Annotated in this window: 11 protein-coding genes; 6 read left to right on the forward strand and 5 right to left on the reverse strand. The window is 63.2% G+C overall.

The window, feature by feature from the left end; translation table 11 throughout:
• From AC07T0_RS14880 to AC07T0_RS14905, 6 genes are all read left to right on the forward strand, one after another.
• Positions 1-480, forward strand: coding sequence for an Lrp/AsnC family transcriptional regulator (locus AC07T0_RS14880; RefSeq protein ID WP_495001905.1), 480 nt, complete (start codon positions 1-3; stop codon positions 478-480).
• A 344-nt stretch (positions 481-824) separates the two neighbouring features.
• Positions 825-1,763: a citrulline utilization hydrolase CtlX gene (gene ctlX / locus AC07T0_RS14885; protein ID WP_495001906.1), complete on the forward strand. Its 939-nt coding sequence runs from the start codon at positions 825-827 to the stop codon at positions 1,761-1,763.
• Positions 1,760-2,794 (forward strand): arginine N-succinyltransferase, encoded by a 1,035-nt coding sequence (gene astA, locus AC07T0_RS14890; protein ID WP_495001907.1) that lies wholly within the window; start codon positions 1,760-1,762, stop codon positions 2,792-2,794. Before ctlX ends, astA begins: the two co-directional genes overlap by 4 nt.
• A gap of 195 nt (positions 2,795-2,989) precedes the next feature.
• Positions 2,990-4,273: a hypothetical protein gene (locus AC07T0_RS14895; RefSeq protein ID WP_495001908.1), complete on the forward strand. Its 1,284-nt coding sequence runs from the start codon at positions 2,990-2,992 to the stop codon at positions 4,271-4,273.
• Between the two features lie 110 nt (positions 4,274-4,383).
• A complete protein-coding gene (locus AC07T0_RS14900) occupies positions 4,384-4,887 on the forward strand; it encodes a hypothetical protein (protein WP_495001909.1) in 504 nt (167 codons plus the stop codon).
• A 98-nt stretch (positions 4,888-4,985) separates the two neighbouring features.
• Positions 4,986-6,497, forward strand: a complete 1,512-nt coding sequence (locus AC07T0_RS14905; RefSeq protein ID WP_495001910.1) for a tyrosinase family protein — start codon at positions 4,986-4,988, stop codon at positions 6,495-6,497.
• Between the two features lie 41 nt (positions 6,498-6,538).
• Here AC07T0_RS14905 and AC07T0_RS14910 read toward each other — a convergent pair whose 3' ends face one another.
• The 5 genes from AC07T0_RS14910 to AC07T0_RS14930 all read right to left on the reverse strand — a co-directional run bounded on the left by AC07T0_RS14910 (position 6,539) and on the right by AC07T0_RS14930 (position 14,205).
• Positions 6,539-8,494 (reverse strand): acetoacetate--CoA ligase, encoded by a 1,956-nt coding sequence (locus AC07T0_RS14910; RefSeq protein WP_495001911.1) that lies wholly within the window; start codon positions 8,492-8,494, stop codon positions 6,539-6,541.
• Between the two features lie 192 nt (positions 8,495-8,686).
• A complete protein-coding gene (gene hbdH, locus AC07T0_RS14915; protein WP_495001912.1) occupies positions 8,687-9,457 on the reverse strand; it encodes a 3-hydroxybutyrate dehydrogenase in 771 nt (256 codons plus the stop codon).
• 10 nt (positions 9,458-9,467) lie between these two features.
• The gene (locus AC07T0_RS14920) at positions 9,468-10,859 is read right to left on the reverse strand and encodes a GntP family permease (RefSeq protein WP_495001913.1); all 1,392 of its coding nucleotides are present in this window, start codon (positions 10,857-10,859) and stop codon (positions 9,468-9,470) included.
• A 299-nt stretch (positions 10,860-11,158) separates the two neighbouring features.
• A complete protein-coding gene (locus tag AC07T0_RS14925; protein ID WP_495001914.1) occupies positions 11,159-12,574 on the reverse strand; it encodes a sigma-54 interaction domain-containing protein in 1,416 nt (471 codons plus the stop codon).
• A 35-nt stretch (positions 12,575-12,609) separates the two neighbouring features.
• Positions 12,610-14,205 (reverse strand): ABC transporter ATP-binding protein, encoded by a 1,596-nt coding sequence (locus AC07T0_RS14930; RefSeq protein ID WP_495001937.1) that lies wholly within the window; start codon positions 14,203-14,205, stop codon positions 12,610-12,612.
• Positions 14,206-14,216: the final 11 nt, after the last annotated feature.

The raw sequence follows: 14,216 nt of genomic DNA on the forward strand, positions 1-14,216 counted from the left end.
ATGGCGGATGTTCGTGACCTGTCGATCGTCCTGGATCGCATCGACCAGGCAATTATCGAGGTGCTGCGCCACGACGGGCGCATCACCTACCAGAAGCTCTCCGAGCGTGTGCACCTGACCCCCCGGCCTTGCCTGGAACGGGTGCGCAAGCTGGAGCAGTTGGGCGTGATCCGCGGCTACGGGGCGATTATCGACGAGAAGAAACTCTCGTCGGGCTTGTCGTTGCTGGTGTTGGTAGCGTTGTCGAACCAGAGCGGGCGGGCGGCGCAGAAGGCCTTCGAGGCCAAGACCCGGGCCTGCCCCCAGGTGCTGGAATGTCGCTTGATCAGCGGGGCGTTCGACTACAGCTTGCGCATGCGTTGTCGCGACATGGAGCATTACCGGGTCCTGACGGAAACCTGGCTGGAAGACCCGGAGTTGCATATCGACAAGCTGGTCAGCCATCCTGAGCTGGCGATGGTCAAAACCTCGATGGAGTAACACTGCCTGCCTGTGTGGGGGCCGGCTTGCCGGCGATGGCGTCCGGATGGCCGCTGCAAGGCTCAAGGGCCTCATCGCTGGCAAGCCAGCTCCTACGGGGGCTCGGTTATACGCCGATTTTGAACATGGCCCCGACATGGTGGGAGCGGAGCTTGCCCGCGAAGAGGGCCTTGAAGTCGACAGCTGATTTTTCCCCTTGCGAGGTTGTTTCATCCACTCGCCGATTCTGCTGCACCGCGCAAATCTTTCAGCCGTTTCCAGCCTTCGCCAACGGCTTATCAACCGGGTTTTTCCCCGCCTCGAACAGACAATGAGCACCTCAACCCCTCATTGAATTCGTGCCCATGCAAACCACCCACACCGTCTTGATGGTTCGTCCGGCGAGCTTCGCCTTCAATCCCGATACCGCCGCCAACAACCGTTTCCAGCAGCAGGCCCTGGCCGACGAAAACGTCCAGCAGCAGGCCCTCGAGGAATTCGACCAGTATGTCGCGACCTTGCGCGCCCACGATGTCGAGGTCCTGGTGCACCAGGACCGCGCCTTGCCGCATACCCCGGACTCGATCTTTCCCAATAACTGCTGGAGCAGCCATCCCGACGGCACCCTGGTGATCTATCCGATGCAGGGGCATAACCGCCGCCTGGAGCGCAACAAGGGCGTTCTCGATTGGCTGCGTGAGCAGCACCAGGTGCTGCACTGCGCGGACTTTTCCGGCCTGGAAGCCCAGGGCCTGTTTCTCGAAGGTACTGGCAGCATGGTCTTCGACCGCGAACAGCGGATCTGCTATGCCGGCTATTCCACCCGCACCCATGCGGCAGCCTTGCAGCCGGTGCTCGATCACCTCGGTTACCAGCTTTGCGCGTTCAACGCCGTGGACCGGGCCGGGGTGCCGATCTACCACACCAACGTGATGATGAGTGTCGGTCGGCACCTGGCCGTAGTTTGCCTGCAGGCCGTCAGCGACCCGAGCGAACGCGACGGCCTGCGCCAGCGCCTGGAGTCCAGCGGCAAAGCCGTCCTGACCCTGGACTGGAACCAGTTGGAGTCCTTCGCCGGCAATATGCTGGAAGTGCACAACCGCCGGGGCGAACCGCTGCTGGTGATGTCGCGCACGGCCTGGGCGGCGCTCGATGCCGGGCAGCGACGACAAGTCGAACGCCATGCCACGCCCTTGCCGGTGAAGATCGACACCATCGAGCGTATTGGCGGCGGCAGTGCGCGCTGCATGTTGGCCGAAGTGTTCCTGCCCAAACAGCCCACCGCCGTGGAGTGTGCCCGATGATTGTTCGTCCCGCCCGCCTGTCCGACCTTCCAGCTCTGCTGTCCCTGGCACAAAGCGCTGGCGCCGGCCTGACCACGCTGCCCGCCGACCCGCAGCGCCTGCAACATCGCCTGGAATGGGCGCAAAAAACCTTCGCTGGCATCGCCGAGCGGGGCGATGCCGACTACCTGTTCGTCCTTGAGGCCGCCGAAGGCGAAGTCGTGGGCATCTGCGCCCTGGCCGGCGCTGTCGGCTTGCGCGAACCCTGGTACAACTACCGGGTCGGCCTGTTGGTCGCGGCGTCGAAAAACCTGTCGATCAACCAGCATCTGCCGACCCTGTTCCTGGGCAATGACATGACCGGCCATTCCGAGCTCTGCTCGCTGTTTCTCGGGGCTAATCATCGCGAGGGCCTGAACGGCCGGCTGTTGTCCAAGGCGCGCTTTTTGTTCCTTGCCGAATTCCGCGAATGTTTCGGCGACAAGGTGATCGCCGAGATGCGCGGCTACTCTGACGAGCAGGGTATCTCGCCGTTCTGGGAAGGTCTGGGGCGACACTTCTTCAAGATGGATTTCGCCGATGCCGACTTCCTCACCGGCCAAGGCAACAAGACCTTTATCGCCGAACTGATGCCAAAATTTCCATTGCCCACCTGCCTGCTGCCGAAGGCCGCGCAGGCGGTGATCGGCCGGGTACATCCCAATACCGAGCCGGCGCTGGGCATGCTCAAGGCCGAAGGGTTCGGCTTCAAGGACTACGTCGACATCTTCGACGGTGGGCCGTTGATCGAGTGTGCCACCGATGAAATTCGCGCCGTGCGGGACAGCCAGGTGCTGGTGCTGAGTATCGGCACGCCCGGGGATCACGCCGAGCCGTACCTGATCCACAATCGCCGGTTCGCCGAATGCCGGATTACCGCCGCGCCGGCCCGGGTCGCTGCCGGAACCCTGGTGGTCGAGGCGCGGACCGCCGCGGAACTGGGACTTGAGGCCGGGGCTTCGGTGCGCGCCGTGACCCTGTCAGCGCGCCGCTCGCAACAAGCCGCCGCCTAGCCTGGCGTGGCCCTGAAAACGGCCCGGAGGCTTTGGGAGATAAAAAAGGACCGCAAAGTCAGTATTCTGGCTCGGAAAAACCCTACAACTGTCATTTCTAACAGTTGTAGGAAGCGGGAATGAGCGATTGAATACTCGGCAGCCCTGCCGGCCGGCAGGGCAGGCAAGGGCACCAATCCCAGGGAGGACCCGCTCATGATGCTGGAGGAACTGCGAGGCTATCGGCTCAGCTCGGCGGGTGAAGCGGATTCGACGTTTGGGCAGTCGGGCACGCTCAGGTTGCAGTTCCCCGGTTGTCTGTCGAGCCTGGCCAATGACGTGGTCGCCTGTGCCGATGGCAAGGTCCTGCTGGCGCTCAAGATGGGCTTTGCCGACGGCTGTTGTTTTGGCCTGGCGCGGTTGCATGAGGACGGCACGCCGGACGCTTCCTTCGGTGATGGCGGTTTTGTATGCGGCCGCTTCGAGGCCGGTGCCGGTGCCATGGCCAGCAGCGTGCAGTTGCTCGCCGATGGACGGATCCTGCTGTTCGGCCTGCACTACCTGGACGCCGAACATACCTTGCCGGGCGTGGCACGATTTGACGCCAATGGGCACCTGGACCCGGGTTTTGGCGACCTGGGCGTGAAAGTGCTGCGTTTGCCCGGCGGGCTCGCCGAGGGCCCGCGGGACGGCTGGTTACCACCGGGGTTGCCGGGTGTCGAGGCCTGTACGGGGGCGGTCCAGGACGACGGCAAGATCCTGCTGATCGCCAATCACACCTACACCTTTGCCGACTATGTCGGGTTATTGATCCGCCTTCAGCCCGACGGCAGCCTGGATTCGGACTTCAATGGGCGTGGCTTTGTCCTGGTGCGGCATTTGTTGATGAACTCCTGGTTGAGCTGCGTCCGGCTCCAGGCCGACGGCAAGATTCTGGTGGGTGGCTCGGTGGGCTTTCCCCAGTTGGGGTTGCTGGTGCGCTACGAGGCCGATGGTCGTCTCGATCATGGCTTTGGCGACCTGGGTTTTCTCTCGTTTGGCTTTGCCGGCGCCAGTTCCCTGGTGACGGCGCTGGCCGCTGGCGAGAACGGGCGGCTGCTGTGTGCCGGCAACCGTTTCGGCCCGATGCGCGGTGCCCTGCAAGGGTTCAATCGCGAGGGTGCTCCGGACCGTGGTTTCAATGAGACCGAGGCCGTCCTGCTGGACATCGATACCCCGGCCAGCCTTTGGGCCAGTCTTGCGGTCCAAGCCGATGGCTCGATTTTGTTGGCGGGCTCGACGGTAATGGGCTTTGGCTCGGACTTTGTGTTGGCGCGCTACCTGGCCGATGGACAGTTGGACCGGGACTTCGCCGACGGACGCGGCTGGGTGCGCACCAGTCTGGGCCACAGCCTGGATACCGCCACCGCTCTGGCCTTGCAAGACGATGGGCGAATCCTGGTGGCCGGCTACTCGCTGTTCGGCAGTTTCAGGGCGGTGGTGCTGCGTTACCGGGGCTGATCGGCTTGCCCAGGGCGCGTGACCGTTGGGCCGGCAGATCGCTACGCGAGCATGGGGGTGCCATAGTAAAGAGCAGCGGATGTAAGAACGCTCCGTTTCGGAGGGTGGGTATGTGGCGGTTCAGCCTATTATTTGGAATGACCTTGGCGTTGTCTTCTACTGTTTGGGCGGACGATATGCTCTATGACGCAGGGCAACCGGTCGAACTCGGCGTCGGAAGAACGCAGGTCGTGTTGCAGGCATCGATGCCCACTGATCAGGGGCTGGCGTCCTGGATAGGGCGAGGCCCATTGGTCCTGGCTTTATCCGGTATCTGGGCGTCCGAGGCGCCGGCGGTCGCCTATCATCTCTACCTTGATCTGCCGCGGGACAGCATTCCCGGCGCTGATGATCCCGGCTATCTGGGGGGGTTGAATTTTTATGACACCCCTGACCACTACGTGGCCGAGCATCCCAAACGGCTCAGCTTTCTACTCGACCAGGCGCTGGTCCGCTTGCGCGATGCCGGGCGGTTGACGCAGCCGGCCACCTTGACCTTCATTCCCGTTCGCCCCGAAGAACCGGGCTACTCGCCGCGAGTCGAGCATATTTCGATCGTCAGGACATCGGACTGATGTAAAAGTTCCCGCGTTGATGGGGGAATGGTCCTTCACTGCTACTCTGACCTTGCTGTTGATTGTGGAGATCAATTCGTACGGCTCAAGGAGTGAAGATGACAATCAGTCGAAGGAAGGTGCTGAAGGCAGGTTTAGTGGGTGGTGGGATGGCGATGCTGCCATTCGGTCTGATGAACAATGCCTGGGCGGTCCAGGGCAAGACCCTGATGCGCTACAACGTGCTGTCCCAGGAAGGGCAGAAGATGTTGGCGATTTATGCCGATGCCGTGAAGAAAATGATGGCCAAGGATCCCAAGGACCCGCTGTCCTGGACCTTTCAGTGGTACACCCATGCAATGCCTGGTGATCGACCCAAGCCGGAAACCATCGAGAAGATGTATGGCCCAGGTAGCAGTCCGAACAAGGAGCTGGCGAAGGCTATGTGGTGGACATGCGAACCCCACGCCAGCCAGGGCGTCAATTCCAATGCCTTTCTACCGTGGCACCGCATGTATGTGTTGTATTTCGAGCAGATTATCCGCGCCGTTTCGGGCCGGCCCGACTTCACGCTGCCGTACTGGGACTATACCGGTCCCTACAGCGCCAGCGGTAACAACTACAGCGTCATGCCCAAGCAGTTTCTGCTGGAGAAGGACCCTGTCTGGGCGCCCCTGTATCGTCCTGATCGCAACCCGGGCTCGAATGCCGGGAAACCCGTGGTCGATGCGGGCAACCCGCTCGACTTGTCCTGCATGAAGTGGCCTAACTACGCCGACAAGGGTAACGTGGCGGGGTTCTGTTCCAACATCAATGGCAACCCCCACGGCGCCCTGCATGGCGATGTCGGCAATCAGAAAGGCATGGGCCAGGTCCCTTGGGCGGCGAACGACCCGATTTTCTGGCTGCACCATGCCAATATCGACCGAATCTGGGCCAGTTGGAACAAGAGTGGCGGAAAGAACCCCAATGACAGCGCTTTCCTGAACCAGACCTGGGTCTTTGCCGACGGAGCGGGCAAGGGCGTCAAGGTCAAGGTGGCGCAAGTACTCGATACGACGACCCTGGCCTATCCCTACGTTTATGCGGAGTATGCCGAGCGTCCCAAGGGCAGCCTGCCGTTTCCCTCCGCTCAGAAAAATTTCCAGCTGCGTGCCGAGAGTGTCGCCCCTGGAGCCACGGCCAAGGCGATCGCCTTGGGGGGCAAGGCGATCAGCGTGGCATTGCAGGTTCCCGTCGCCGCCAATGCGCTCAAACAATCCTTTGGTGCGCAGCTCAAGGCTCTGCCCTCCAGCAGCGTCTACGCCTTGTCGTTCGATGCCATCGAAGCGAACGGAGAGCCCGGCAACAGCTATCTGGTCTATCTGGGGTTGCCGGCCGGAGCCGCGCCGACGCCTGAGTATCTGGTGGGTGGCATCAGCATGTTCGGGGTTGGCTTGCAGGGTATGCACGGCGGGCATCATGCCTCTTCCACACGTGTCAGCTTCCTGGTCGGCGAGCGCATACAGAAGCTGCTCGCCACTGGGGGGCTGGAGGCTGCGCCCACGGTGACATTGGTACCTATCGGTGAGCCAGATCCGGGCACCACACCGACGATTGGCAGCATCACATTGCAGTCCCTGTCGATCTAGCGCGCTGGCGGGAGCCGGTCAGCCGGCTCCCGCCGTATGCTTCAGGACTGTAGCTCGGTCCTGTCCCGGAACTGCTCCAGCGCCTCGGGATTGGCCAGGGCATCGGTGTTTTTTACCGCCTGCCCATGCACCACATTACGTACCGCGAGCTCGACCAGCTTGCCGCTGAGGGTGCGCGGGATGTCCGTGACCGCAAGGATCTTCGCCGGCACATGGCGAGGCGTGGTATTGGCGCGGATCACCTGGCGGATCTGCTGCTCCAGGGCCTCATCCAGTTCGACACCGTCGCGCAGGCGGACGAACAACACCACCCGCACATCGCTCTGCCATTGCTGGCCGATGGCGATGCTCTCCAGCACCTGTTCGACCTTTTCCACCTGCCGATAGATTTCCGCCGTGCCGATGCGTACCCCTCCGGGGTTGAGCACGGCGTCGGAGCGCCCGTGAATCATCATCCCGCCGTCGGTGAATTCCTCGGCATAGTCGCCCTGGGCCCAGACCCCGGGAAACTGGCTGAAATAGGAGGCCTTGAGTTTTTCCCCTTGCGGGTCGTTCCACAAACCCACCGGCATGGCCGGAAAGTGCCGGGTGCAGACCAGTTCGCCTTTGGCCTCAAGCACGGGGCGCCCGTGCTCATCCCAGACTTCCACCGCCATGCCCAGGCTCTTGCACTGCATCCGGCCGCGCACCACCGGCAGCACCGGATTGCCGCTGACGAAGCAGGAGACGATATCGGTGCCGCCGGACATGGAGGTCAGGCAGACCTCGTCCTTGATCTGGCAATAGACATAGTCGTAGCTGTGGGGCGACAGCGGCGAACCGGTGCACAGCAAGGTTTTCAGGCTGTCCAGCCGATGGCTCTGGCGTGGCTCGAGACCGGCGTCTTCCAGGGCGGCGAGGTACTTGGGGCTGGTGCCGAAGGCGCTGATGCCTTCGCTGTCGATCAGGTCCAGCAGGCGTTGCGGGCCAGGATGGAACGGCGAGCCGTCATAGAGCACCAGGCTGGCGCCGACCGCCAGGCCCGAGACCAGCCAGTTCCACATCATCCAGCCGCAGGTGGTGTAGTAGAACAGGCAATCGTCGCGCCCCAGGTCGACATGCAGGCCGTGTTCCTTGAGGTGTTGCAGCAGAACCCCGCCGGTGCTGTGGACGATGCACTTGGGGACCCCGGTGGTGCCGCTGGAATAGAGGATGTACAGCGGATGGGCGAACGGCACCGGGGTGAATTCGGGATCGCCGCCGGCCTGGTAGAAGTCGTTCCACAACGTCACCCGGGCCTGGCTGCGGAAGTCCTCGACGCGCGCCTGGGGACGGGCGTAAGGCACGATCACCAGTTGCTGCAGGCCGGGCAGGCGTTCGAGGATTTCGTTGAGTTTGGCGGTCTGGTCGATCAACTTTCCGGCGTAGCGATAGCCGGCGCAGGTGATCAGCACCTTGGGCTCGATCTGGCCGAAGCGATCGATCACGCCCTGGGTACCGAAGTCCGGCGAGGAGCACGACCAGATGGCGCCAAGGCTGGTGGTGGCGAGCATGCCCACCAGGGTTTGCCAGGTGTTGGGCATGCAGGCCGCGACCCGGTCGCCGAGGCCGACGCCGGCGGCCCGCAGGCTTTTTTGCAGGCCCGCGACCTGGCCGGCGAGTTCGCTGTGGCTCAGGGTTTCCCGGCGCCCGTCTTCGCTGACGGCGACCACGGCCAGGTGATCGTCACGGCGGCGCAGCAAGTGTTCGGCGAAGTTCAGGGTGGCGCCCGGGAACCAGTGGGCGCTGGGCATCCGCGGGCCTTCGCGCAGTACCGCGCTGGCCGGGGTGTGGAACTCGACGTCGAAGAAGTCGACGATGGCCTGCCAGAAGTCCTCCCGGCGCTCGATGCTGAAGCGGTGCAGGGCGGGGTAGTCGCCCAGTTGCAGGTCGTGGCGATGATTGATGAAGCGCCGGAACGCTTCGATCCGGGTCTTGCTGACACGCTCGGCGTCGGGGCGCCAGAGGACTTCGGTCATGGTCTTTCCTTTGTTGTTTGTCTAACCGATCTTTGACGGCACACCACCTTTATTGACACCCGCAATCCTGTGGGAGCTGACTTGCCGACGATAGCGTCCTCGAGTTCAACGCAGGATTCGCTGGCCTCATCGCCAGCAAGCCGGCTCCCGCAGGTGTAGTGGTGTTTTCGAGATTCGATATCAGGCAATCAACTATTGTGCCAGCCAGCCACCGTCGATATTCCACGCCGCGCCGCGTACCTGGCTACCGGCCTCGCTGCACAGGAACAGCACCAGTTCGCCCAGGTGCGCCGGGGTGACAAACTCCAGCGACGGCTGTTTCTCCGCCAGCAGATCGTGTTGCGCCTGTTGCGGATCGACCCCGCCGGCGGCGCGGTCGTCGATCTGTTTCTGCACCAGCGGGGTGAGCACCCAGCCCGGGCAGATGGCATTGCAAGTGACGTTGCTGGTGGCGGTTTCCAGGCCCACCACCTTGGTCAGGCCGATCACCCCGTGCTTGGCCGCGACATAGGCGGCCTTGCCCACGGAGCCGACCTGGCCGTGGACCGAGGCAATATTGACGATCCGCCCCCAGCCTTTGGCGCGCATCCCCGGCAGCGCCAGGCGCGTGCTGTGGAACACCGACGACAGGTTGATGGCGATAATCGCATCCCAGCGCTCTACCGGGAACGCCTCCACCGTGGCGACATGCTGGATCCCGGCATTGTTGACCAGGATATCCACTGCGCCGAACTCGCGCTCGGCATAGGCGAACATCTCGGCGATCTGCGCCGGGTCGCTGACATCGGCCGGGTGATGGCCGACCCGGCCACCAAACTGCTTGACCTCGGCGATCACCGCGCCAGCGTCACCGAAGCCATTGAGCACCACATCGGCGCCGGCCCGGGCCAGGCCCAGGGCAATGCCCAGACCGATGCCGCTGGTGGAGCCGGTGACCAGGGCGGTTTTACCTTTGAGACTCATTGTCGACTCCTCAGACGATGCCGGTGGCATAGAAGGTTGCGATCACCACGAAGACCGCCACGGTCTTGATCAGGGTAATGCAGAAAATATCTTTATAGGCTTGCCGATGGGTCAGCCCGGTGACGGCCAGCAGGGTGATCACCGCGCCGTTGTGGGGCAGGGTGTCCATGCCGCCGCTGGCCATGGCCGCGACCCGGTGCAGAACTTCCAGCGGAATATTCGCGGCATGCGCGGCGCTGATGAAACTGTCGGACATCGCCGCCAGGGCGATGCTCATGCCGCCGGAGGCGGAACCGGTGATCCCCGCCAGCAGGGTAACGGTGATGGCCTCGTTGACCAGCGGATTGGGAATACTCTTGAGCCAGTCGGCCAGCACCAGGAAACCCGGCAGCGAGGCGATGACCGCGCCGAAGCCGTATTCCGAGGCGGTGTTCATCGCCGCCAGCAGGGCGCCGCTCACCGCGCTCCTGCTGCCTTCGGCCAGTTTGCCGCGAATGGCCTGGTAGCCAAAGAGCAGGACCATGATGATGCCCACCAGCAGGGCGGCCTGCACCGCCCAGATGGCGGTCAGCTTGGCGATATCGGTCTGTACCGGCGTGGTCATGCCCGCCAGGCTGAGGGTGTGAGTCTTGCCGTACCAGAGTGGAATCCAGTGGGTGAACAGCAGGTTCATGATACCCACCAGCAACAGCGGAGAGAGGGCGACCCAGGGGTTGGGCAGGCGGATGTCCTCGGCGGTTTCCGGTTCGTTGCGCAGCTCCGTGCCGTAGCCTTCGCCCGCGCGCTGGGCCCGGTTGCGCTGGCGTTGCAGGAACAGCATGCCGGCGCAGAACACGAAAATCGTACCGATCAGCCCCAGCCAGGGCGCGGCCCAGGCAGTGGTATTGAAGAAGGTGCTGGGGATGATGTTCTGGATCTGCGGCGTGCCGGGCAGGGCGTCCATGGTAAAGGAGAACGCGCCGAGGGCAATGGTCGCCGGCATCAGGCGCTTGGGGATGTTGCTCTGGCGGAACATCTCGGCGGCAAACGGGTAGACCGCGAACACCACCACGAACAACGAGACGCCGCCGTAGGTGAGCAGGGCGCAGACCAGCACGATTACCAACATTGCCTGGCGGGTACCGAACAGGCGGATGGCGGCGGCGACAATGGAGCGCGAGAAACCGGACAGCTCGATCAGCTTGCCGAATACGGCGCCGAGCAGGAATACCGGGAAGTAGAGTTTGACGAAGCCGACCATTTTTTCCATGAACACCCCGGTGAAAGCGGGGGCGACGGCGGAGGGGTCGGTGAGCAGGACGGCGCCGAGGGCGGCGATGGGGGCAAACAGGATAACGCTGTAACCACGGTAGGCGGCCAGCATCAGCAACGCCAGCGCCGCGAGGGCGATGATCACACTCATGGTGTGTCTCCAAAATTGTTATTTTTGTAGGTTAGGTCTGAATCTCCTGTAGGGTTTGCGAGTTTTGTGCCATTTTTTTAAGTTATTGAAATATATGGTTTTTTTAGTATTTTTGGTGAGGGGGAGGGTTTTTTGTCTCTGTAGTGAGACATCGGTGTGTTCGAGGGCCCCTTCGCTGGCAAGCCAGGCTCCTACAGGACGGTGTCGAACACCTATCTGGAGCACGACACAACCCTGTAGGAGCAAGCTTGCTCGCGATAAGAGTGCAGGGTACTCTCCATACTGAGACTAAAGTCTCTTTATTGAGACTCTGCAATCCCCAGCGCCACCATCTTCTTGTACAGCGTCGACCGCCCCAGCCCCAATTGTTTCGCCGCCTCCACGACCTTGCCGGCGCACTGCGCCAACGTCGCTTCAATCAATTGCCGATCAAAACGCTCCCGGGCCGCGCTGAAAGTCTCATTGCCCAGCGGTTCCATGGCTCGCGCCGGCGGTCGTTCCAGCGGCCTGAACGTACCAATGGCCCCGCGAATATCCGCCTCACTCAACACCTGCGCATCACTCAACAGCGCCGCCCGCTCCAGCACATTGCGCAGTTCGCGGACATTCCCCGGCCAGGCGTGCCGGCCCAGCAGCTCCAGGGCTTCGGCCGCGAGCTCATGATGGCTGCGCAGTTCTTCGAGGATCGCTTCGCTCAACGCCGGCAGATCCTCCAGGCGTTCGCGCAAGGGCGGCACCTGAATCGGCAAAACATTGAGCCGGTAATACAAGTCGGCGCGAAACTCACCGCGCCGGATAGCCGCCTCAAGGTCGGTGGACGTGGCGGCAATCACCCGCACATCGCTGCGCAGTACCTCGTTGGAACCTACCGGCTCGAACTCCTTCTCCTGCAACACGCGCAGCAACTTGCTTTGCAGGGGCAACGGCATATCGCCGATCTCATCGAGAAACAGCGTGCCGCCCTGGGCGATCTGCAACTTGCCGGGTCGACCCTTGCGATCCGCACCGGTAAAGGCCCCCGGCGCGGTACCGAAGAACTCGGCTTCCAGCAAGGTCTCCGGAATCGCCGCGCTGTTGATGCTGACAAAGGCCTTGTGCGCCCGTGGCGAAGCACTGTGTATCGCCTGGGCGAGCAGTTCCTTGCCGGTGCCGGTTTCCCCCAGCAGCAGGACCGGTGAGTCGCTGCTGGCGCCACGCCGGGCCCGGCGCTTGACCTCCAGGCTCTCGGCACTGGTGCCGATGAAGTGGGCGAAGTTGTATTTGGTCTGCCGCGAGCGCAGCAGCGAGCGCGTTGAAGCCAGCTCGGCCTGCATGCTCTGGTAGCGCTTGAGCAGCGGCGACAGGCTGCGCAGCTCATCGAACAGGGCGAAGCCGATGGCGCCGATCACCGTGCCGACGGCGTCGTGGATCGGCAGGCGCATGACCACCAGGGGTTCCTTGGGCGTGTCCTGCAAATCCAGCAGGATCGGATGGCCGGTGCGCACCACTTCGCGCAACAGGCTACCGGGGATCACGCTTTCGCAAGCACGGCCGATGGCTTCGCCGGCATTGGCCAGGCCGAAGCGTCGGGCGTAACGCTCGTTCATCCAGACGATATTCGCGTCACGGTCGACGATCACCGTGCCTTCGCTGGATTGCTCGATGATTTCGAACAGCGAACGAATCGCCAGCAGGCGAACCTGCTGGTAGTCCTTGAGGCTTTCAGTGTCGGTCATGGCAGGTTCGTCCATTGCCGGCGGGCGGCGATCGATCAAGTCGGGGCGATCAAGTCGGGGGCTATCAGGGTCGCGGCGAGCAGTTCCCGAGTATAAGGATGCTGCGGCGCATCGAACACCGCGTCAGTGGCGCCGCGCTCGACCACCTGGCCGTCCCTGATCACGATCAGGTCATGGGCCAGGGCGCGCACCACCGACAGATCGTGACTGATGAACAGGTAGGTCAGGCCGTGTTTTTCCTGCAGATCGCGGAGCAGGGCGACCACTTGTTTCTGCACCGTGCGGTCCAGCGCCGAGGTCGGTTCGTCCAGCAGGATCAGCGCCGGCTTGAGCACCAGGGCCCGGGCAATGGCGATGCGCTGGCGCTGGCCGCCGGAAAACTCATGGGGGTAGCGGTGGCGGCTTTGCGGGTCGAGGCCGACTTCTTCCAGTGCGCGAATCACCAGGGCGTCGCGCTCGGCAAGGGTGTTGGCGCAGTGCACCTCCAGGCCCTCGCTGATGATCTGCGCCACCGACATGCGTGGGCTGAGGCTGCCGAACGGGTCCTGGAAGACCACCTGCATCTGCTTGCGCCAGGGCCGCAGCTGTTTCTGGTTCAGGCCGTCGAGGGCCGCACCCTGGAAACGGATGCTGCCCTTGGCGTCCAGCAGGCGCAGGATCGCCTGGCCGAGGGTGGATTTGCCGGAACCCGACTCGCCGACAATGCCCAGGGTCTTGCCGCGCTGCACGCTGAGACTGATGCCGTCCACGGCGTGCAGGTATTCCTTGCGTCGGAACAGCCCGCCACCGACCTGAAAACGCACGTGTATGTCCTCGGCCTGCAACACCACCTCATTGTCCTCCAGCGGCAGTGGCTGGCCCGCCGGTTCGGCGTCCAGCAGCACGCGGCTGTAGGGGTGGGCCGGGTGCTTGAACAGGGTTTCGCAGTCCGCCTGCTCGACAATCGCCCCGGCCTTCATCACGCAGACCCGCTGGGCGATGCTACGCACCAGGTTGAGGTCATGGCTGATCAGCAGCAGCGACATGCCCAGGCGCTGTTGCAGGGACTTGAGCAGCAGGAGGATCTTGCGCTGCACTGTCACGTCGAGGGCCGTGGTCGGTTCGTCGGCGATCAGCAGCTCCGGTTCGCAGGCCAGGGCCATGGCGATCATCACGCGCTGGCGTTGGCCGCCGGACAGTTGATGGGGATAAGCCTTGAGACGCTCCCGGGGTTTCTGGATACCCACCAGTTCGAGCAGTTCGAGAATCCGTGCCTGGGCCGCCTTGCCGCCGAGGCCCTTGTGCAGCAGCAGGGTTTCGCCGATCTGCTTTTCCACGCTGTGCAGCGGGTTGAGGGAGGTCATCGGCTCCTGGAAGATCATCGCGATACGGTCGCCACGAATGCTGCGCAAGGTGCGGTCGTCGGCTCCCAGCAGTTCCTGGCCGCGATAGCGCACGCTGCCTGCGACCTGGCAGCCGCTGCGTGGCAGCAGTTGCAGGATCGAGTGCGCGGTGACCGACTTGCCCGAACCGGACTCGCCCACCAGCGCCAGGCATTCACCGGCACGGATATCCAGACACAGGTCGCGCACCGCCGGCTGGCCGTTGAAGGCGACGTTGAGCTGGCGGATTTCAATCAGGTTATGGGTCATCGCGGCGGCCT

The sequence above is a fragment of the Pseudomonas sp. GW821-FHT04D07 genome, assembly GCF_059420225.1.

Excerpts from the sequence above, each read along its gene's own strand:
- AC07T0_RS14880 (WP_495001905.1), top strand. The coding sequence starts at position 1 with ATGGCGGATGTTCGTGACCTGTCGATCGTCCTGGATCGCATCGACCAG.
- ctlX (WP_495001906.1), top strand. The coding sequence starts at position 825 with ATGCAAACCACCCACACCGTCTTGATGGTTCGTCCGGCGAGCTTCGCC.
- astA (WP_495001907.1), top strand. The coding sequence starts at position 1,760 with ATGATTGTTCGTCCCGCCCGCCTGTCCGACCTTCCAGCTCTGCTGTCC.
- AC07T0_RS14895 (WP_495001908.1), top strand. The coding sequence starts at position 2,990 with ATGATGCTGGAGGAACTGCGAGGCTATCGGCTCAGCTCGGCGGGTGAA.
- AC07T0_RS14900 (WP_495001909.1), top strand. The coding sequence starts at position 4,384 with ATGTGGCGGTTCAGCCTATTATTTGGAATGACCTTGGCGTTGTCTTCT.
- AC07T0_RS14905 (WP_495001910.1), top strand. The coding sequence starts at position 4,986 with ATGACAATCAGTCGAAGGAAGGTGCTGAAGGCAGGTTTAGTGGGTGGT.
- AC07T0_RS14910 (WP_495001911.1), bottom strand. The coding sequence starts at position 8,494 with ATGACCGAAGTCCTCTGGCGCCCCGACGCCGAGCGTGTCAGCAAGACC.
- hbdH (WP_495001912.1), bottom strand. The coding sequence starts at position 9,457 with ATGAGTCTCAAAGGTAAAACCGCCCTGGTCACCGGCTCCACCAGCGGC.
- AC07T0_RS14920 (WP_495001913.1), bottom strand. The coding sequence starts at position 10,859 with ATGAGTGTGATCATCGCCCTCGCGGCGCTGGCGTTGCTGATGCTGGCC.
- AC07T0_RS14925 (WP_495001914.1), bottom strand. The coding sequence starts at position 12,574 with ATGACCGACACTGAAAGCCTCAAGGACTACCAGCAGGTTCGCCTGCTG.
- AC07T0_RS14930 (WP_495001937.1), bottom strand. The coding sequence starts at position 14,205 with ATGACCCATAACCTGATTGAAATCCGCCAGCTCAACGTCGCCTTCAAC.